Here is a 19,397-nt window from a genome sequence, read left to right as displayed (position 1 = left end):
TGACCCGCAGCTCACCCCGTTACACCACATCATGGGCCACCTCGCGATCCAGCCGACCCGCCGTCATGACCACTTGCCGCTGGCAACGCTCGGCCAACTGATGGTCATGGGTTACCACCACCAGCGTGGTGCCGTGCTTGCGATTGAGTTCAAACAGCAGCTCGATCACCTTCTCGCCGGTCTTGCTGTCGAGGTTGCCGGTCGGCTCGTCCGCCAGCAGCAGACTGGGGCGGGTCATAAAGGCACGGGCGATGGCCACCCGCTGCTGCTCACCACCGGAGAGCCGTGGCGGCAGATGGTGCAACCGCTCGCCAAGCCCGACAGCCGCCAGCAGTTCACGGGCTCTTGGCTCGCAATCCCGCTCGCCGCGCAACTCGGCGGGCAGCATCACATTCTCCAGCGCCGTCATGGTCGGGAGCAGCAGGAACGACTGGAACACAAAGCCGATCTGCTCGGCGCGCAATCGGGCCCGCCCCTCCTCATCCAGCTCACCAAGGGATTTGCCGAGGATCTCGATCTCCCCCTGACTCGGCAGATCGAGCCCGGCCAGCAATCCCAGCAGGGTGGACTTGCCGGAGCCGGAGGCACCGACCAGAGCCACCGTCTCGCCACTATTGACTTGCAGATCGATCCCTTCAAGGATGGTGAGGCTTTCCTGGCCGAGGCGAACCGATTTGCCGAGGCCCTTGACGACAATAATGGGGGTTGAACTCATGCTCTGTATCCTTTGTTCCAATCCCTTGATGACAATCCATAGCGGGAGTTGAATTGATGGTGCGTATTCTGTTTGTCTTGTTAGTTGGCCTTGGCAGCCTGCTCTCGTCGGCTCAGGCCCAGACCCTGCTGGTGCTGGGAGACAGCCTGAGCGCCGGCTATCAAATGCAGGTTGAGCAGAGCTGGCCTGCCCTGCTCAACCAGAAATGGCAGGAGGAGGGGGGAAAACACACCCTGCTCAATGCCAGCATCAGCGGTGAAACGACACAAGGGGCGCTGGCCCGTCTGCCCGCTCTGCTGAAGGAGCACAAACCGGACTGGCTGCTGATCGAACTGGGAGGCAACGACGGCCTGCGCGGCTTCGCACCGACCATTACCCGCCAAAATCTGGCCAGCATGATCGCGCTCGCCAAGGAGCAGCAGACCCGTGTGGTGTTGACCCAAATCCAGCTGCCCCGCAACTACGGTGCCCGCTATCTGCGCCAGTTCGAACAGATCTTTCCCGAGTTGGCCCAGGCTAACGATCTGCCCCTGCTGCCCTTCTTTATGGATGATATTGCGCTGCGCCCTGAACTTATGATGAACGATGGTATTCATCCCACCCCGGCGGCCCAGCCCCAAATCCGCGATAAAGTCGCCCGCTTTATGGAGCCGCTGCTCAGCCAATAAGCCCGCCGTCTATCGCCAATATCCCATAACCAAGCATCCCGCCGAAATCGGATGTTTTGGGCAGTCGACGATCTCTGCGTGGCACCTTGATTCAACCAATCCATCGCCAATACCCAATAACAACACATCCCGCCGAAGCGGGATGTGTTGTTATTGATTTAGCATAACCGGCAGGCAGCTTCTCAGCTTTCCAGCACCTGACGCAGCCGCTCCTGGGCCACGCCGACCAGCAAGTCGGGCTGGAATTTGGAGATAAAGCGGTCGCACCCCACCTTCTTGACCATGGCTTCGTTGAAGTTGCCGCTCAGGGAGGTGTTGAGGGTGATAAATAGGTCAGACATACGCGGATCGCTGCGTACCTCGTGGGTCAGGCGGTAGCCGTCCATCTCCGGCATTTCGGCATCGGTGATCATCAGCAGGATCTCGTCGGTCACCTTCTTGCCAGCATCGCACCACCCCTTGAGCAGGGTCAGCGCCTGCAAACCATCCTGACACTCGATCACCTCAAGCCCAAGCTGGCCCAGGGTCTCGCGCACCAGATTGCGGGCGGTGCTGGAGTCATCGACGATCAGCACTTTGCGGCCATGCATCTCGGGCAGGATCTCCCGATCCAGCACCTCTTCGGAGATGCGGATGTCATAGGTGATGATCTCCGCCAACACCTTCTCCACATCGATGATCTCGACGATCTGATCCACTCCATCTTCGGGAATGCGGGTGATGGCGGTGAGGTAGTTGGCACGCCCGGCAGAGCGCGGTGGCGGCAGTATATCCTTCCAGGTCATGTTGACGATGTTGGCCACCTGCCCCACCAGAAAGCCCTGAATGGTACGGTTGTACTCGGTGATGATGAGGTTGGATTCACTGTCGATGGGCATGGGACGCATGCCGATGGCGCTGCGCAGGTTGATCACCGGGATCGAGGTACCGCGGATATTGGCTACCCCGCTGATATTGTGATGGGAGCCCGGCATCTTGCTCAGATGGGGCAACTTGACCACTTCCCGTACCTTGAAGACGTTGATGGCGAACATCTGACGGGTGCCGAGACGAAACATCAACAACTCAAGGCGGTTTTCACCCACCAGTTGAGTTCGTTGATCAACGGAATCCAATATACTCGCCATACGCTGATATCCATCTGATTATTAATCGACTCTATTATAGAGGCTGCCCGCCAGGAAAGGCAGGCGCATTTTCAACCAGAGCGACCAACCAGACAAAAAAAGTGAGGCCGAAGCCTCACTTATCTCATTGATTTTAAAATCAATAGCTACAGACAGACTTCCAGCTGCCATCGGTTGCCTTGGGCTCGCTGCTGGTCCACCAGTTCGCCTGCCACACTACCTTGTTATGGGTAATGCGATCGCCGCCATTGGCATGATCCCCCTGCGGCCAGCTCGGATAGGCCTTGTAGGCCGCCGGATTGACGTTCTGGCTGCTGCAGCTGGTGCCCGGATTCTCGCCGCCACCCGAGCCCAGCACGGCCTCCGGCAGGGTCGGGAACTCGGCCTTGAGACCAATGGTCTGGCTGCCGCTGATGATGCGCATACCGCTCGGTACGCCAGCGGCGGGCAGGTAGTAGGTCATGGCGACTTCAATCTCGGCCCCCGGTGCCAGAGTCTGCCATCCCGGCAGGTTCATGGCGACCTTGTGGAAGTCCTTCTCATTGGCAATGCCTTCCGAATTGTCGTTGCCACCGCTCTCCACCACTTTCAGGCCCATGCCACTCTGATCCGTGATGGTGTCAGAGGTGGAAGTGGGCACCAGAAACTCGATGCGCGCGCCGCCCGGAATAGTCTGGGTCGACTTGTTGACCAGCTTGAGTTTCGGGTTGATCGGGTAGTTGGAGTCCCCTTCCTTGAAGCCGGAGAGGCTGATCTGGATGTCGAGCTGGGTGCTCGGCGCGGCCAGATCGTTTTGCTTGGTGTTGTACGGAGTTGCCTTGGCAAACTTCTCATAAGCCAGGGTGGTCAGGGTACTGCCCATGCCGTACTCGTTCTTGGCCGGATCGAAGGCGTAATCACCCGCCATCTCCCAGAACATCACGCCACCCAGACCGTGCTTGATGATGTAGTCGAGCTTGTGGCCCATGGACTCTTCATCTTCGGTTGAGAGGAACACCTTCTTCTCTTCGTTCCACAGCCAGGGCGCGTGGGCCTTCTCATCGTAGTAACGCACATACTTGCCCTGCATCACGTGAGCCGGATTGTTGGGATCCAGACCCCAGGCAGTGCCATAACTCGGCAGCGTGGTGATGCCGAGGCTGGCTGCATGCTCCAGGTTTTTGGCATGCCACATGGGCACGGCGCCACCGCCGATCTCTTTGCCGTTCTTGTCCAGATCATGCCAGATGTTGTCGATGCCGACCGCCCCGTTGCCGCACGGAATGGTGCTGCCACCAGTGCCCGGCTGGCACTCGTTCTGGCTCGGCAGGGCTGCCTTGCCACCCAACCCGTGACTGCCACCGCTTACCCCCTGCCAACCGCGGGTGTAATAGGGCACGCCAACGTTGATCTTGCCAGCCGCCAGCGCACCGCGGAAGTAGTGGGCAGACCAAGCGGCGTTGAGGTAACCGATACCGCCAAACTGGGTCTGGGTATAGACGCCCCAATGGGAGAGCTCGGGGTCAGCATTGTTGTCGAACAGGGCCGCGTTGTGACCGACAAAGTGGTTCCAGGCGCCGTGGAAGTCATAGGTCATCAGGTTGACGTAGTCGAGATATTGGGTGACCTGGAAGTTCTCCATCCCGCGCAGCAGATAGGCCGAGGCCGGTGAGGCGATGGTCAGCATATACTTGCGGCCATCTTCGTTACCAGCGTTGTCGAGCCGCGCCCGCAAGGTCTTCATCAGCACCTCGTAGTTGGCAAACAGCTTGGCCCGGCACTGGTTGGAGAGCGGGAAGTCGTTGGGATTGCCCGCATCCTTCATCGAGGTGGGGTATTCGTAGTCGATATCGACCCCGTCAAAACCGTACTGGCGGATAAAACTCACCGCCGAGTCAGCCAGGGTGTTGATACCGGCAGTATTGACCGAGCAGTCCCCCTTGGTAGTGGCGGTGTAGAAGCCGCGGGTATCGGCCCAGCCGCCGACCGAGATGAGGGTCTTCACGTCCGGATACTGCTTCTTGTATTTCGACAGCAGGTTGAAGTGGCCCTTGTAGGCAAATTCAGGATCCATCTCGGCACTCGGCACGCCATCCCAGGTCATCTTGGTGGCTGCATCGTCCACCTTGATGGTGTGGCTCTGCTCATCCACCGCCGCGAAGGCGTAGTTGATGTGGGTGATCTTGTTCCATGGAATATCGCTCACCAGATAGGCGGGCAGGCCGTTCTTGCCGGTGCGCCAGGAGGTGAAGTAGCCGATGACCCGGCGGGCATGGTCATCCCCCATGCACTCGTAGCCATCCGGGCGATAGATCTGGCGAATGTCACAAGAGAGGTTGCCACCGGTGGGCGGCAGCGCGGCCTCCTCGACATTGACGGTCACCGCCGCCGACTCACCGCTCAGATTGGTCTTGTCAGTGGCCACCAGCTTGAGGGCGGCACTGCCTTTGGCATCCGGTGTCCAGTTCACCTGCCAGGGGGCAGTGGTATCTTCGCCCACCTTCTTGCCGTCGACATAGAGCTCGACTTTGGCCACATCGTTGTTGGCATCGGTGACGTTACCGCTCACCGCCACACTGCGACCCAGCGTCATCTTGGCTCCATTGGCCGGGCTGCTGATGCTCGCCTTGGGCGCCTCTGGCGCGACCACGGCGGCGACGTTGAAGCTCGAATCCGCTTCGCTCAGCACTTTGCCATCTTTATCCAGCGCGCGAGCCTTGAGGGTATGGGCCCCCACTCCGGCGGCGCTCCAGCTGGCACTCCAGGGCGAGGTGTTCGCCGTGGCGACCAGCGTGCCGTCGACAAGATATTCCACCCGGGCCAAGGCCGTTACCGGGCCGCTCAAGGTCACCGCCAGCGCCACACTGGTACCTTCGTTGAAGCTGGCACCAGCAGCCGGTGAGCTGACTGCCACACCGAGCGCAGGAGGGGGCACCTCGCCACCATAGGGCTTCCAGGCATCGGCCCAGACTACACCTCCCCCCGGCTCATAGTGATAGGGGGATGCCCCGCACCAGCCTGAATAGGGAAATTCTTTGCACTCGTAGAGGGCACCGACGTTGCTGACGATATCGCCAGCCTTGTAGGCAGTACCGGATTTATAGGCGGGATAAGCGGCCTGAGCCCAGGCGGGCGCAGCCGCAAGGGCGACCAGCATGGCAAGCCTGCTGGGTCTGAAGAGCTGTTGCATATTGTTATCTTCCTTGTTTTGTCTTGGCATTGGTCACCAAGGCAAAGAACGATCGCAACCTGCATGATGGGCGCAGACAACTGGCAATGGACCGGCCACAAAAACCACCCCTCACCCAGGGAAACCCCGCTATCTGGATCCACGATCGAGACCGGAAGCATTGCGCCCCGACATCACTGCCGGTTTGCCCTTTACCTGGGTTCCGTGAGGAACGAACCCAGTATAGGAAGGCGACAAGATCCCCTCAATCTTTATTCTCAAAGAGAATTATCCCCTGCCACGAAAGCGTCATGATCACAGGGTTAGAATTGATTGAATTATCAAAAAAATCATACTGTTACTGGGATCATAAAAACGCTTTTCCTCATCTTCCCAGATTCGTTTAATGTGCGTTGGCTCACTGGTATGACATGCCAGAAATGTGACAATGCGCGCCCTTGGTCAACGAGCCAAGGCTATGGAATCACTGGCAAAAATAAAAAAGGAACACCTATGAAAGGTACTCGTACCCTGCTGTCGCTGGCCGTGGGGCTGGCGCTTGCATCCTCAGGCGCCCATGCGGCATTTGTCTGCCCGTCCGATCCGGCTCAACTCACCCCCATCCCGACCATTCAGGGCACAGGCTCCGCCAGCGCGCTGGCCACCCAGACCGTGACCGACAAGAACGGCAATGTGACCGGTAAAATCAGCACGGGCACCTTCAACGTTCGCGGTATCGTGACGACGCTGGGCCAAAGCCTGACCAAGGGTTTCTATCTGACCGACCCGGTGGGCGATGGCAATCCGGCCACCTCTGATGGCATCTTTGTCTATCTGAACGACAAGGACTTCGCGACCAAATATAAAGACATCAAACCGGGGAGCGAAGTCTGTCTGGAAGCACAGGTGCAAGAATTTTACGGCGGCACCCAGCTGACCCCGTTAGTCGACAAGGCCACCAAAAAAGCCCACTTGCAAGTCACCGCACAAGGGCTGAATGTGCCGACCAGCGTACTGCAGGTCAATGAAGGGGAGACGCTGGCTCAAGCGCTCAATCGCCACGAAGGGATGCGGGTACGTCTCGACAGCAGCAGTGACCTGCACCTGATCCGCAACTACGGCTTCGACTACAAGGTCTATCGCAACAACGTAGAGTTGGCCCACAAAACCCCGCTGATCAAACCGACCCAACTTCATGTTGCCAACAGTGCGGACGCTGTCGCACTAGCCACCAAAAATGGCAGCAACCGTCTGGTGGTTGAGTCTGATTACAAAGCACTGGATGGCGTACTGCCCTGGTTCCCGAGCTGGGATGCCGATCAGGGATATCTGCGCATCGGTGATCAACTGACCGGGCTGGAGGGGGTAATCGTCTATAACAAGGATGCCTTCCGTCTGGTAGTACCGAGCGATATCACCCTGACTGCCGGCGCCCTGCTGCGCAGCCCTGAAGAGGATCGTCAAGACGCGCCGGCTCGCCTCTCTGGCAGCGATCTGCGGATCGGCAGCTTCAACGTGCTCAACTACTTCACCAGTCACTCCAGCATCGGCGGCGCACTCAATATCCTGTGCAAGGATCAAGCGGATGCCGACAACGCCAAAGGTTGCAACCGGGGTGCCAAGAGCCAGCCCGAGTTCGAGAAGCAGCGCACCAAGATCGTCAATGCCATCACCGCAATGGATGCCGATCTGCTCGGCCTGATGGAGATGGAGAACAACGGCTTCGAGGATAACTCGGCCCTCCACAATCTGGTGACCCGCCTCAACGAACAGCAGAAGGATGCGAGCAAACACTACGCCTATGTGCGTCTGCCGGTAACTGCCCTTACCGATGGCAAGTTCTTCGGCGGCGACGCCATCATGGTGGCGATGATCTACCGCCCTGCCCTGCTCACCCCCAGCGGAGATGCCAGCGTCATCAAGCTGCCGGAGCAGCGCTACACCACTGGTGGTGTAGCCAAGACAGCTGGTCAGCGCGATTCTCTGGTTCAGACCTTCACCCTCGCCAAGAGCAAGGAGCCGCTGACACTGGTGGTCAACCACCTCAAATCCAAGGGGTCAGGCTGCTACGAAAATGGCGATGGCAAGACAGAACCGGCCGACCTGCAGGGTAAGTGCACCGAGTTCCGGGTCTCTGCCGCCAAGGTGCTGGGTGAGGCGGTCAGCAAACTGCCGGGCCAGGTGCTGCTGGTGGGCGACTTCAACTCCTACGCCAAGGAAGATCCGATCCGGGTGCTGACCGACTACAACCCGGCCACCAGCGAGCGGAAGATCGTATCGGCCTCCCACACCTTTATCGGTGAGCAGTCCTATGAACAGCTCGGTCGCGAAGTGACTCGCAGCTACGGCCTGATCGATCTCAACGTCAAATTCAACAAGGAGAAAGCCATCTCCTACAGCTACGACGGGGAGCTGGGCACCCTGGACTATGCCCTCGCCAACCCGGCGCTGGTCAGCAAGGTGGCAGGTGTCGCCGACTGGCACATCAACTCCTTCGAAAGCTCCCTGTTCGAATACGGCAGCAAGTACACCGGCTCCCTGCTCAAGTCTGACAACCCCTTCAGTGCCTCCGACCATGATCCCATCATCGTCGACCTGAGACTGGAGAGCGATGCCACCAAACCGGACACCTCCTCAGGCGGTGGTGCACTGGGACTCGGCCTGCTGGCCCTGTTACCGCTGGCCTGGCGACGTCGCCGTTAACCACAAGCGCATCTGAATAGTGCAAGCAAAGCCCGCGACTCTCGCGGGCTTTTTCATTCAGGTCATTGGATGTACAAATGAAAGGGGCGGACGTATGGAGAAAATAAATGATGGAGAAAACAAAAAGGCCACCGCGATGCGGTGGCCTTTTTGTTTCTTGTAACAAGAATTTGGTGGAGCTACGCGGGATCGAACCGCGGACCTCTTGCATGCCATGCAAGCGCTCTCCCAGCTGAGCTATAACCCCGATTTGTGTGAATGACCAGCAGTCACTCTTAATTTGGTGGAGCTACGCGGGATCGAACCGCGGACCTCTTGCATGCCATGCAAGCGCTCTCCCAGCTGAGCTATAACCCCAAATTCGGTACTGAATGAATGGTTCTGGCGGCCATTCATCCTAAATAATGGTGGAGCTACGCGGGATCGAACCGCGGACCTCTTGCATGCCATGCAAGCGCTCTCCCAGCTGAGCTATAACCCCACAAAGGTCGGCTTGGGTGATACACACCACACTGCCCTGGGTATTCAATAAAACAATCAAGAATCTGGTGGAGCTACGCGGGATCGAACCGCGGACCTCTTGCATGCCATGCAAGCGCTCTCCCAGCTGAGCTATAACCCCTTTGATTCCAGATTGTTCGAGGAGAATTTGGTGGAGCTACGCGGGATCGAACCGCGGACCTCTTGCATGCCATGCAAGCGCTCTCCCAGCTGAGCTATAACCCCAACTCACCTCGGCGCTGACGAAGTTATCTCCGGCAACGGAGGCGCATGATAGGCATCACCCGCTTTGCTGTCAACCCTAAAATAACCGCGACTGATTCGTTTAGTCAAAATTGCAGCAGTTCGCTGTTTTTACCAGCAAGGCGCGTGCTATCTCTCTGTTTTATGTCACAAATCGGCTCAAGCACCTATACAGGAGAGGCCGTGCAGCAAGCCTCTTTCCCCGTGCAACGCCCCCCGCTCTCAGACCTCTCTATGCTGGCTGGTAATCAGCTTCTCCCCCGTCACCTCGGGAAAGCCTTTCCATAAAGGGCATTGCATTTGAAAACCCTTTCCATGATTTTTGTAAATTTACAACACAGAAAGTTGATCTGGCTCACAAATGACCATAGGATCAAACCGTGACCCAGGTCACACACCATAACCATAAATGACAGAGCGATGAGGTAAACCATGTTTGAGAATCTGGCAGTCCTGTTCCACCTGCGCGGTGCAACCACCAAGAACGGCGTTGTAGAGAAAGATGCCTATGCCCCCTCCACCCGTGAATACTACTTCCGCTACGGCAAGTAATTGCTGAAAGCCTTTCACGGAAAATGTAATAAAAAAACAACACACATCATCACACAGCCCTCTCGAGGCGCTGTCCTGTCCGGGCCAGATGTTCCACGGCCAAACCTGAACTCCACCAAACAAGAATGGGGCCCGCAGGCCCCATCTTTTATTGCTCCGGATTGTCATTGCACTGGATAGTGCGCTGGCTAATCGGCAAGCCTTGTAACCCTGAAACGGCTCAGAGTTTGATCCAGGCATCGGCCCAGGCCGTACCCTTGCCCGGCTCATAAGCCCAGGCAGCACCTGCACACCAGCCGGTGTAGGGGTGCGGTTTGCACTCGTAGCTGGCACCACCGTTGCTGACCCGCTCACCCGCCTTGTAGGGAATCCCCTCTTTATAGGCCGGATAGTCAGGCGGCGTTACGCCCCCCTCCTCCCCTTTCACCAGCAGGCTATGGGTAGTGCTGCGGCTCAGATTGCCTTCATCTGTGACCGTCAGTTTGATGTCCAGTTTGGTATCGCTGGCCGGCGTGGGCAGAGTCAACTCCAGCGTCACCTGATCCAGCGCAGGCGCAGAAGCTCCAGCCGGGATAGTCCAGGCATAGGAGAGCGGCTTGCCTTCCGGATCGCTGGAGTGCTGGCCGGAGAGAGTCACCTTGCTGCCACCTTCGGCCTGCGCCGGGCCAGTGATATTGGCCACTGGTGGCAGGTTGGTGCCACCGCCGTTATCCTCGATCACCACCTCCGGATAGAAGTGCTGAACACAGCGGCTGTAATCCCCTGCCTTGAAGGCGCTGAAGCGGGTCTGGTAGCCCACCAGCTTGCAAGCGTAACTCTTGCCGCCGTTGGGGTTCTCTGCCACATAGCTCCAGTCCTGCTCCCAATAGATGGGCAAGGCACCGGCGCCATTGTCGTCAAACACCTTCATGTTCTTGCAACCCAGCACCTCGTCGGATGGCACCGCCACTCCGAGGTAGTTGGCAAACTCGCGGTAGTAGTTGATGCGGTTCTGGGACTGGGCGTGCTCGACCGGGCCGCCGCACTCCACCCCACCGTTGATGATCTGGGTGGTGACCCCGAAGCCCGGCACCAGACCGTTCTGCTTGTCATGGTCATTCGGCTGCCAGGTGCCATCGATGACATGGAGCATGGAGGGCTTGGGCGGCTGCGGATAGGTATAGAAGAACACCGCGCTGGCGAGGTTCAGCCAGGTGTCGGCCACCAGATCTGGCCGGTCGAGCAGGGTGCGCACCGTACCGAACATCGCCTCGGAGAAGGGGCCGTAGTTGTAGTTGTAGGAGAGCTGCTTGGCGCCGCGGCCAAAGTAGCTCTTGAACTCGCCATTGTCGAACGTACCGCACGGCCACTGCTGACCCTGCCACACATCGGGGCGGCACTCGGCGTTGTAACCGCCGCGCATGGTCTCATTCCATCCCATCTCGCGCACGTAGACCAGCGCCTGACGCCACTCGGCCTCCGGGCGCCAGTTTTCATGGCCGCCGGTCTCCTGGGCGAAGTGAGCGAACATGGTCGCCAACGTCTTGCGGCAGATAGCATCGGCATCGCGGCCATCGCTGTAGTCGCTGCACAGGGCCGAGAACTTGGCCGCCGCCTGCAGCAGGCCGCGATAGGTGTACTCGGGGGCGCGCAGCGGGAACAGGTAGTTGAACTGGCTCTCGCTCAGCAGGCTTTCGACCCGCTTGACGTTGCCCGGGTTGTCGGCACGGCCCGGCTGCACCGCCTCGACTACCAGATTGTCCCGGGTAGCGATGGAAGCCTTGACCGCTTCCATCGCCGGGAAGTCGGTCAGCGCCTTCTCTTTGGCATCCAGCTCGGCCTGGCTCATATAGACGGGGGTGGTGCTGCCATCCGGCGGGGTAGGTGTCGGCGGATTGGGTTTGTCATCGCCACCGGTGTCCGGCGGGGTCACTTCCCCTTCGCCGACAAGCTTCCACGGGGTATCCCACTCATTGGCGGCCGCCATGCCGGGAGTCTGACCCGGGTTGACCCACCACTTGGCCTCGAAAACCTGGCCGTTGTAATTGACCTGGCTACCGCCCGGATAGGATTTGTTGATGTCGTATGCCTCGGCCGCCCACAGGTGGCCGCTCAGCATCATGCTGGCAAGCAGAAGGGTGATGCGGTTTTTTTTCATTATTGTTGCTCTCTATGGTTTTGTGGCAAAAGGCAGAACCCGCCTGAACAGGCTCCGCCATCTTCATCATGGACTCAACCTAGGGGCAGCTTGCCGCCCCGACATCCAGCCAGACATCGTGCTTGCCCGGCTCGTTGCCTTGAGTCCACCACTTGGCCTTCCACTGACGGCCATTGTGGTTGGTCAGCTCACCGCCGTTGTAGGCAACGGTAGCGCTCCAGCCCAGATCAACCTGACTCGCCAGCGCCCACTGATCGGAGGCGCGGCTCGGTTCATTGCCCTGAGTCCAATACTTGGCACGCCATACCAGCTGGTTGTGGCTCACCTTGTCGCCGCCGTTGTAGACCTTGCCGGCCTGCCATGCGGGAACATTCGCCGCTTCCGGATCTGTGGTGTTGCAAGAGCCATCGACCACGGGCGCCAGCGTCAACACGACACGCCCTTCGCTCTGGTGTACCCCGTCCGAGACGCTCACACTCAGCTCATGTTGCTCGCTGGTGGTGACAGCTGGCGGTTGCAGACGCAGGTTGGCACTGGTCTCGCCTTCCGCCTGCCAGCCCGCCGGGAAGTGCCAGCGGTATCTGAGTGCATCCCCCTCGGGATCGCTCGCCTCGGCAGTGATGGTCAGCCACTCACCGCCGATGCCGCCGAGTTGTGCCGGCACGGTTACTACCGGAGGCTGGTTCTCAACCACGCCCTGCTCCAGCGGCCGCCCGTTGACGGTAAAGGAGAGGGTCTGCTGCGGTGGCAACAAGCTCTGCTGTACCAGTGTCTGGCCACGGCACTGGATAGTGGCGCGACCGGGCTCGCTGGCGGTGGGCAGGTTGATGTGGAACTTGTTCATGACGCTACTGGCCGCTCTGTGATTGGCCAGCCTGAAGCGCTGCAGACCATCGCGGGTCTCCACCTGCAACTGGCAGTCATTGCCGGACAGGGTGCTGCTGTCATCCGGGTAGGTGAAGCCGTAGGCGCCGTGCAGCGCCGGATAGATGTAGCTGCGCAGGGCTCCTTGCGGATCGTAATAGCCCACCAGGGTGGTCACCGGCACGCCGAATTGCTCGGGCTTGCGCGCAACCTTGGTATCGATGAGGGAGACCTCCACCCAGCTCTGGCCATCCGAGGTGAAGCTCTTCTTGAAGCCCCGGTTCACCACAATTTCCTTGCCGTTGATAAAGAGGCGACTGTTGTAACCTGCCCCGTGATCGATGGTCAGACTGCGTCCCCGGTTGTCCGCAGAGGCAACCGGCACCCGGATATCACGAGTCCAGCGACCGTCCCACATGGCGACCCTGACCAAGCCGTAATCCGCCAGCAGGGCACTCAGTCCTGCCTCGCTCAGGGCATCCATGGGGGCATCGACCTTCTCGATCCCCTCGATTGTGTGCTGATAGGGCTCCATCCTGGCCGTCGCACTGTTCCACTTGCTAAAGCCGGTGGCCGAGTTGGCATCGAACACCGCCTTGCTCTCCAGAAAACGCTGTATAATGGCGGCCGAATTGGGGGTATAGAGGGTGAAACGGTTGGCGCCGGAGAGAGGGCGGCCGCCCGCCATCGCATCGTGCCCAAACTTGCGGCCATCGAACGGTGGCTGGCACTGGCCATCCAGACAGGCATCCTCATTGGTGCGGGTCGGCGAGAAGTTGGGGATGAAACGGTGTTTGTCACTGTCCCAGCCCCAACTGGAGTTGAGCTGATCGGCACTGCGATGAACCGAGCCGCGGAAACCATCTACATAGTGGCCAAGGCCGAAGTTGTGACCCACCTCGTGGCTGAACTCGTTGCCCAGCGAATCATCCAGCGTGACGATGCCACCGCCACCGGAACCACCGTGCACCTGAACCCCATTGGCATACTTGCCGCGACTGTTGTGCGCCGTCAGCTGGGCCACCACAAAGGGATGGCTCCCCTCCCCTTCACCGGCACTGCTGTTGATGCCGTAGTTAGCATTGTCGATGCCGTGGGAGATAAGCTCCTTGCCGATGCGCTGGCGCATGGTGCCGCCATGCCAACCCCCCTCGCTCGGGTCAAAATCGGTCAGCAGGGTGCCATTGGGCAGCATCACCTCAGGCAGGGAGAGCGGTGCATACTGACTGACGATCAACCGGCTGGCCGGGATGGTCTGGAAGTATTCGCGATGTGCCTCCTTGTCATTGGCAAAGGCAAAGCGATCCCGTGGCGGGGTGAGCATGCCGATGTCGATGGTGTGCAGCAGCAGCTCGCCGGGGGCGCCGACCTTGATGTCACGCAGTTCACCACTGAGATTGCCCTGACGAACGGAGAGGTTCAGTCCGGGCTGGATCCACTCGGCAGGCAGCTCGCCGCTCCAGGTATTCGCTGCATAGGTGATGCGGTTGTTCTCCAGCTCCCCCTCGCGGAACCACTGCCCATTGGCAAACTTGAACTGCAGGGTCTGGCCACGGGAGACGGTCACCTGCCGCTCGCCATAGAAAATTGTCGAGTTGTAGCCTGCGCTGGAACGCAAGCGCACCATCTTGCCCTCCAGCTCCGGGCTCACGGGCAGGTAGATATCCCGAACCCAGCGGCCGTCGGCGGTCTGGATCTCCACCAGCGCTCGACCAGTCAACCGATCCTTGAGGAAGGCGCCGCTCTTGTCGTTCAGTTTGGCCAAATCAGCACTGCTGCTGATGACGGCTGTGGTGCCGCTCTCTGGGATGAAGCTCACTCCCCCTTCGGGAACCCCCGCGAGGTGGTAGACAGTCTCGGGCAGCGCCGATGGCGGTGACAAGGTCAGGGTGCCCAGCAGCGTGCCACTGCCGTCACGGGCCTCCACCGTCATCGGGGTCACCCCATCGGCCTGGAGCGGTTTCACCAGCAGCAGGCTCTTGCGCAGGCTGGTCAGGATGGGTTGGCGATCCCCCTCCTTGGGATGAGACGGCAGGATCTGGCTCTGGGCAAACTGCACGCTGGCAGCCAGACTGCCGGTCAGATCGCTTTGCGGTGTCGTGTCATTGAATATCAGGTGCGAGGTGGTGGCAGACAGGGGGCCAGCCGCCAGGGTTGCCATGATGAGGGCAGCGATTCGGGTCACATTTGTGGTCATTGTCGGGTTCTCGTTCATATTGCTACCGGGAATGAGGGGCATGTCGCCATGCCCCGTCATCGGTGAGGAGGCCTCAGTTACAGCTTGCTGCCCCGATATCCAGCCAGACATCGTGCTTGCCCGGCTCATTGCCTTGAGTCCACCACTTGGCCTTCCACTGACGGCCGTTGTGGTTGGTGAGATCCCCGCCGTTGTAGGCAACGGCTGCGTTCCAACCCAGATCAACCTGACTCACCAGCGCCCACTGATCGGCGGCGCGGCTCGGTTCATTGCCCTGAGTCCAGTACTTGGCACGCCATACCAGCTGGTTATGGCTCACCTTGTCACCGCCGTTGTAGACCTTGCTGGCCTGCCATGCGGGAACGTTGGCTGCTTCCGGATCTGTGGTGTTGCAAGAGCCACCCTCACCGCCTTCGTTGATCGGGGTAACGGTGAGGCGGGTTGCCGCGTTGGCGTCGAGTGCGCCATCGGAGACGGTCACAGAGAGGTCATAACCGGTTTCGACATCCACCGCCGGGCCGGTGACCACCAGGGTGGAGCTGTTCTGGCCGGTCGCCGTGATACCGGCAGGCACTTGCCACTGGTAGATCAGCTCGTCGTCGTTGGGGTCGGATGCCTTGGCGGTGATGGTCACTTGCTTGCCCTCTTCCACCTTGACGCTGGCAGGCAAAGTCACCACCGGAGGCAGGTTGGGCTGCGGCGCCTTGTTGGTCACCACCACCTGATCCCTGGCGGTCAGTTGATGGTCATCGGTCACCGTCAGCTCGAACACCAGATTGATGTCGGCGGACACTGCATCGAGTACAACCCGGGCCTTGGCCTGAGTGGCATCAAGCAGAGCGGCCTGCGGGCCGGAGACCTGCTTCCAGCTATAGGTGAGGGTGCCATTTTCCGGGTCGTGAGAAGCGGAGCCATCCAGCGTCAGGGTAGCCGGGCCGGTCACCGCCACATCGCTGCCCGCGTTGGCTACTGGCGGCTTGTTGGCTGGCGGAGTGACCCCTTCACCGTGACCGAGACCTTCATGCATGGCGTTGAGGATGTCACCGTTGTCGGCATCGATCTCCCAGGAGAAGAGCCCGCCCAGCTTGTTGGCCAGCACGTATTGGCCTTTCGCCTTGACCGAGCGCTCGTCGTCATAGGTGATCAGCTCGCCGGTGGAGGGCTTGAACAGGGTGGCCGCTTCGGCAGTCTCGTCGTAGTTGTACTCCCAGCCTGCGCCCATATGGCTGTTGACGATGTGGCGATAATCCAGCACGCCATCTTCCCAGGTGCCTTTGATCTTGCCGGTGGCGGTGCCGGTGAAGGGATCGTTGCCCTGATATCCGCTCACCCCTTTCCAGCCGCGACCGTAGGCGGCGGCACCGATCACCAGCTTCTCGGAGTCGACCCCTTGCGCCAGCAGTTGCTGTACCGCTGCATCAGTGTTGTAGCGCTTGTTGGCCGAGCCGTTGGTAGCCTGATAGAGGTTGGCCTGATGACCCAGGGAGGTATTGCTCCAGGCACCGTTGTAGTCGTAGCTCATCACGAAGAGGTGATCCATGTACTGCTGGGCAGCCTTGTAATCCACATCCTCAATCTTGTCGTAACCGGCACCGATGGCGGAGGTGAGCTGATAGGTGCGACCGGTCTCGGCCTCCAGCTCGTCGAGCATGGCGCGCAGATCCTTCATGATCAGCACATAGGTTTCCCCATCTTTGGTCTTGTCCCCCAGATTGGGGTTGGCACCGTCGCCGCCCGGGAACTCATAGTCGATATCGACACCGTCGAAGAACTTCCAGGTCTGCAGGAACTCCTTGACCGAGGCGACGAACACGTCACGCTTGGCCTTGTCATGCATGAAGAAGAAGGGGTCGGAGAGGGTCCAGCCACCGACGGAGGGGAGGATCTTCAGGTCCGGATAGGCCTGTTTGAGGGCCATCAGATTACCGAAGTTGCCCTTGTAGGGCTCATCCCAGGCAACCAGTGACCCCTGCCCTTTTTGCAGCGCGGCCCAGGGATCGTGAATGGCGACCTGGAAATCCTTGCGCCCGGCGCAGGCTCGTTGCAACGCCTGGAAGCTGCCGGCAATCTCTTTGAGGCTGTCGTTGAGGCCATCACCGCCACAGATCGGGGTGAAGCCATAGAGGATATGGGTCAGGTTCTGGGCCGGCAGCTTGTCCACGGTGAAGTTGCGATCATAGACCCCCCACTCCACATAGTAGGTGCCGACCACCTTGCCGGACTTGTTGACATAGGGTTTGTTATTCTCCCGCAGGGCAGGCTTGAGCGGTGCAAGGTGGCTGCCATCGGTATCGGCGACCACGATCTCCTTGGCATCAGACAGGGTGCAGCCATCGCCGTTGCACAGCGCGACCTGCATCTGATAGCGGCCCCCCTTGTGCACCTTGAAGGTGGCGGTACCCGCGGCGGAAGAGGGACCGGACCACACCTCCTTGCCATCCAGCAGCACCTTGGCACTCTGGCCGATATCGCCGTTCCAGATATTCCAGGTGACGGTCACATCGGCGCCATCCTTCACCTTGACCAGCTCGTTATAAGCGGTCGCGGACTGGTTGACTTCGACGATGGCAAACTTGGTGGGGCCCCAACCGATGGCGGGTTTGCCGGGAGCTGCCGCATAAGCGGCGGAGGAGGCGAGCAGGGTGCCGACCATCATGGCCAGCAGTGCAGGTTTTGGACTTAGCATATTGCTTTCCTTTTCGTTATTGGAAAAACGAAAGGGCAACGCAACACGACAGGTGACACAAAAACGGCCACCCCTTGGCAAAGGCAGCCTGCATTCTACTGTGGTGGCCCCGCTATCCTAGGTCGTCTTGACCCTTAGACCGGAAGCTTTGCGTCCCGACTTTTCAATCGGTTTGCCCTTGTCACAACGTTATTTCTGGCGATAAATAATCGCTGATTGACTGTAGGGTAATTCTGATAAGTAAGCAAATCGGACCATTGCCAGCCCACCAGTTACCAACCCTGACAATTACCCACTTTCAAGGAATTAATGTTTAAAAAACAGCCGGATATGCAGACCTAATCTCATCACCTCCAACCAGATACCTCACACCATTTTTTTGATCTGCATCACACCAAATTGAGAAAAATCAATGAGTAAGAACAATATGCGACAAAAGACCCATCTGTATCGCAACTAATGAATTTATAATCGTCGCTTTGCATGGCCAGCAGGTGTCTTCATGCCCAGCGAATTGCCCTCACGCACCCGGTTATCCAGATACGACAAATTTGTTCGTTTGACGATTTATGCCTTGCCACTGGCCGGGATGATCTGGCTTATCAACAGCCTCAATGGCTGGCAAAGGGCGCCGCTTGCCAGCACCTTGCTAGTCCAGAGCTACCTTGTCTGCACCTTCTGGCTCTATCGCCACTACCGCTACCATCTGCACCGCCAGTGGCAGCATCTGAGTGAGGCGCTCAAGATCAACGAAACCACCGCCGAACTGGCCCGCAACTCGGCGCAATACCAGACCGAAGAGGCCTTTCTGGAGGATCTGCTCAGACGAGCCGTGATGTTGATCCCGGGGGCCGAGATGGGCTGCCTGATCAAGCTGCTGCCGGGCACAGGCATGTTGAGGTATGAAGCAGCCATCGGCATGGATCTGGTGAAACTGCGGCGAATCAATCTGCCGCTGGAGCACACCTTTCAGTACAAGCTGACTCAGGGGCGCTGCAACAAAACACTGCTGATCAACGACCTGTCGAAGATAAATGCCACCATGCCCCTGTCCGAACAGGACAGAGAGCTGCTTGCTGGTCAACTGCACCGACCTGCCCATCCAGGCCACGCTGGCGACCCCGATCCATATCGATGGTCAGCTCTACGGCATGATCAATATGGACAGCAGCAAACGTAATGCCTTTACCCGCTACGACAGCCACCTGATGGCGATCCTGGCGCGGGATATTCGCCACGCCATCACCATCTATCAGCAGTCCCGCCGCATCTATCAGCTGGCCAATACCGACCAGCTGACCGGGCTCGCCAATCGCCAGCAATTCGAACTCGCTCTGCAAGCACAGCCGGAAGGCACCCTGCTGCTGATCGACATGGATAATCTCAAACAGCTCAATGACAGCAGTGGCCATTTGGCCGGTGATCAGGCCCTGCGCCTTATCGCAGACGGCATACGCCAGCATTTTGGTCAGGGGGTGATTGCCGCCCGCTTCGGCGGGGATGAGTTTGTGCTGCTCACCACTCTGACACCGACCGAACTGCAACAGGCGATGGCCAGGCTGACGGCCATGCTGGCCAACGCCTCCCCCACTATCTCGTGCAGCATGGGGATGGCCCCCTATCGCGGCGACTTTGCCGCCGCGTTTGCCAGAGCCGATGCCGACATGTATCAACACAAGCGGCACCACAAAGAGCAGCGTGCGGCACCGATGCCAGCTATCGGGGAGAGCATTAATCACTAGTTCGGAAGGGCTGCTTTGCAGGCACAAAAGAGAAGCTGGGTGGGGAAACCGGTTGGCAGACCCGCCAGAATGTGGCGAAGCGGGGAGAAAAAACGGGGCATGACTGGCATGCCC

General features: G+C 59.2%; 10 protein-coding genes, 5 tRNA genes and 2 riboswitches. Of the genes, 4 read left to right on the top strand and 11 right to left on the bottom strand.

The genetic code is table 11. From position 1 onward, the window contains the following. Positions 1-19 precede the first annotated feature (19 nt). Positions 20-715, bottom strand: a complete 696-nt coding sequence (locus AB5Y86_RS19885) for an ABC transporter ATP-binding protein (protein ID WP_021229711.1) — start codon at positions 713-715, stop codon at positions 20-22. Between the two features lie 56 nt (positions 716-771). On the opposite strand from AB5Y86_RS19885, the gene AB5Y86_RS19880 reads away from it, so the two are divergent. After that, positions 772-1,383, top strand: coding sequence for an arylesterase (locus AB5Y86_RS19880; RefSeq protein ID WP_368193882.1), 612 nt, complete (start codon positions 772-774; stop codon positions 1,381-1,383). Between the two features lie 182 nt (positions 1,384-1,565). Here AB5Y86_RS19880 and AB5Y86_RS19875 read toward each other — a convergent pair whose 3' ends face one another. Together AB5Y86_RS19875 and AB5Y86_RS19870 are read right to left on the bottom strand one after the other, a co-directional pair. Next, positions 1,566-2,510 carry a chemotaxis protein CheV gene (locus AB5Y86_RS19875; RefSeq protein WP_005335238.1) on the bottom strand — a complete coding sequence of 315 codons (945 nt, stop codon included), beginning with the start codon at positions 2,508-2,510 and terminating at the stop codon, positions 1,566-1,568. 139 nt (positions 2,511-2,649) lie between these two features. Then, on the bottom strand, positions 2,650-5,646 hold the full coding sequence (locus tag AB5Y86_RS19870; RefSeq protein WP_368193939.1) for a glycosyl hydrolase family 18 protein: 2,997 nt from the start codon (positions 5,644-5,646) through the stop codon (positions 2,650-2,652). A 149-nt stretch (positions 5,647-5,795) separates the two neighbouring features. After that, positions 5,796-5,878, bottom strand: a riboswitch (cyclic di-GMP riboswitch). Between the two features lie 293 nt (positions 5,879-6,171). On the opposite strand from AB5Y86_RS19870, the gene AB5Y86_RS19865 reads away from it, so the two are divergent. After that, positions 6,172-8,361 carry an ExeM/NucH family extracellular endonuclease gene (locus tag AB5Y86_RS19865; RefSeq protein ID WP_368193881.1) on the top strand — a complete coding sequence of 730 codons (2,190 nt, stop codon included), beginning with the start codon at positions 6,172-6,174 and terminating at the stop codon, positions 8,359-8,361. Between the two features lie 171 nt (positions 8,362-8,532). On the opposite strand, the gene AB5Y86_RS19860 is transcribed toward AB5Y86_RS19865, so the two are convergent. The 8 genes from AB5Y86_RS19860 to AB5Y86_RS19825 all read right to left on the bottom strand — a co-directional run bounded on the left by AB5Y86_RS19860 (position 8,533) and on the right by AB5Y86_RS19825 (position 17,541). After that, positions 8,533-8,608: transfer RNA gene (locus tag AB5Y86_RS19860), tRNA-Ala, on the bottom strand. Between the two features lie 34 nt (positions 8,609-8,642). Next, positions 8,643-8,718: transfer RNA gene (locus AB5Y86_RS19855), tRNA-Ala, on the bottom strand. Between the two features lie 48 nt (positions 8,719-8,766). After that, positions 8,767-8,842, bottom strand: a tRNA-Ala gene (locus AB5Y86_RS19850). 65 nt (positions 8,843-8,907) lie between these two features. Next, positions 8,908-8,983: transfer RNA gene (locus AB5Y86_RS19845), tRNA-Ala, on the bottom strand. 28 nt (positions 8,984-9,011) lie between these two features. Then, a tRNA-Ala gene (locus AB5Y86_RS19840) sits at positions 9,012-9,087 on the bottom strand. Positions 9,088-9,877: 790 nt separating this feature from the next. Further along, positions 9,878-11,794, bottom strand: coding sequence for a glycoside hydrolase family 19 protein (locus tag AB5Y86_RS19835; protein WP_368193880.1), 1,917 nt, complete (start codon positions 11,792-11,794; stop codon positions 9,878-9,880). A 79-nt stretch (positions 11,795-11,873) separates the two neighbouring features. Beyond that, a complete protein-coding gene (locus AB5Y86_RS19830; RefSeq protein WP_368193879.1) occupies positions 11,874-14,855 on the bottom strand; it encodes a M66 family metalloprotease in 2,982 nt (993 codons plus the stop codon). Positions 14,856-14,928: 73 nt separating this feature from the next. Further along, positions 14,929-17,541, bottom strand: coding sequence for a glycosyl hydrolase family 18 protein (locus AB5Y86_RS19825; protein ID WP_368193878.1), 2,613 nt, complete (start codon positions 17,539-17,541; stop codon positions 14,929-14,931). Between the two features lie 99 nt (positions 17,542-17,640). Continuing rightward, a riboswitch (cyclic di-GMP riboswitch) is annotated at positions 17,641-17,728 on the bottom strand. Between the two features lie 372 nt (positions 17,729-18,100). Here AB5Y86_RS19825 and AB5Y86_RS19820 point away from each other — a divergent pair. After that, entirely contained in the window at positions 18,101-18,721 is a 621-nt protein-coding gene (locus AB5Y86_RS19820) for a hypothetical protein (RefSeq protein WP_368193877.1), read from the top strand. Next, complete coding sequence (locus AB5Y86_RS19815) at positions 18,615-19,283, top strand: diguanylate cyclase (protein WP_368193876.1); 669 nt, start codon at positions 18,615-18,617, stop codon at positions 19,281-19,283. Before AB5Y86_RS19820 ends, AB5Y86_RS19815 begins: the two co-directional genes overlap by 107 nt. The last annotated feature ends 114 nt before the right edge of the window (positions 19,284-19,397 follow it).

Source organism: Aeromonas sp. s8, assembly GCF_040907785.1.
GTDB lineage: Bacteria > Pseudomonadota > Gammaproteobacteria > Enterobacterales > Aeromonadaceae > Aeromonas > Aeromonas veronii.
The sequence above is the reverse complement of the archived record's forward strand: the minus strand, read 5'-3'. Positions and strand labels throughout refer to the sequence as shown.

Excerpts from the sequence above, each read along its gene's own strand:
- AB5Y86_RS19835 (WP_368193880.1), bottom strand. The coding sequence starts at position 11,794 with ATGAAAAAAAACCGCATCACCCTTCTGCTTGCCAGCATGATGCTGAGC.
- AB5Y86_RS19825 (WP_368193878.1), bottom strand. The coding sequence starts at position 17,541 with ATGCTAAGTCCAAAACCTGCACTGCTGGCCATGATGGTCGGCACCCTG.
- AB5Y86_RS19870 (WP_368193939.1), bottom strand. The coding sequence starts at position 5,646 with ATGCTGGTCGCCCTTGCGGCTGCGCCCGCCTGGGCTCAGGCCGCTTAT.
- AB5Y86_RS19885 (WP_021229711.1), bottom strand. The coding sequence starts at position 715 with ATGAGTTCAACCCCCATTATTGTCGTCAAGGGCCTCGGCAAATCGGTT.
- AB5Y86_RS19875 (WP_005335238.1), bottom strand. The coding sequence starts at position 2,510 with ATGGCGAGTATATTGGATTCCGTTGATCAACGAACTCAACTGGTGGGT.
- AB5Y86_RS19865 (WP_368193881.1), top strand. The coding sequence starts at position 6,172 with ATGAAAGGTACTCGTACCCTGCTGTCGCTGGCCGTGGGGCTGGCGCTT.
- AB5Y86_RS19830 (WP_368193879.1), bottom strand. The coding sequence starts at position 14,855 with ATGACCACAAATGTGACCCGAATCGCTGCCCTCATCATGGCAACCCTG.
- AB5Y86_RS19880 (WP_368193882.1), top strand. The coding sequence starts at position 772 with ATGGTGCGTATTCTGTTTGTCTTGTTAGTTGGCCTTGGCAGCCTGCTC.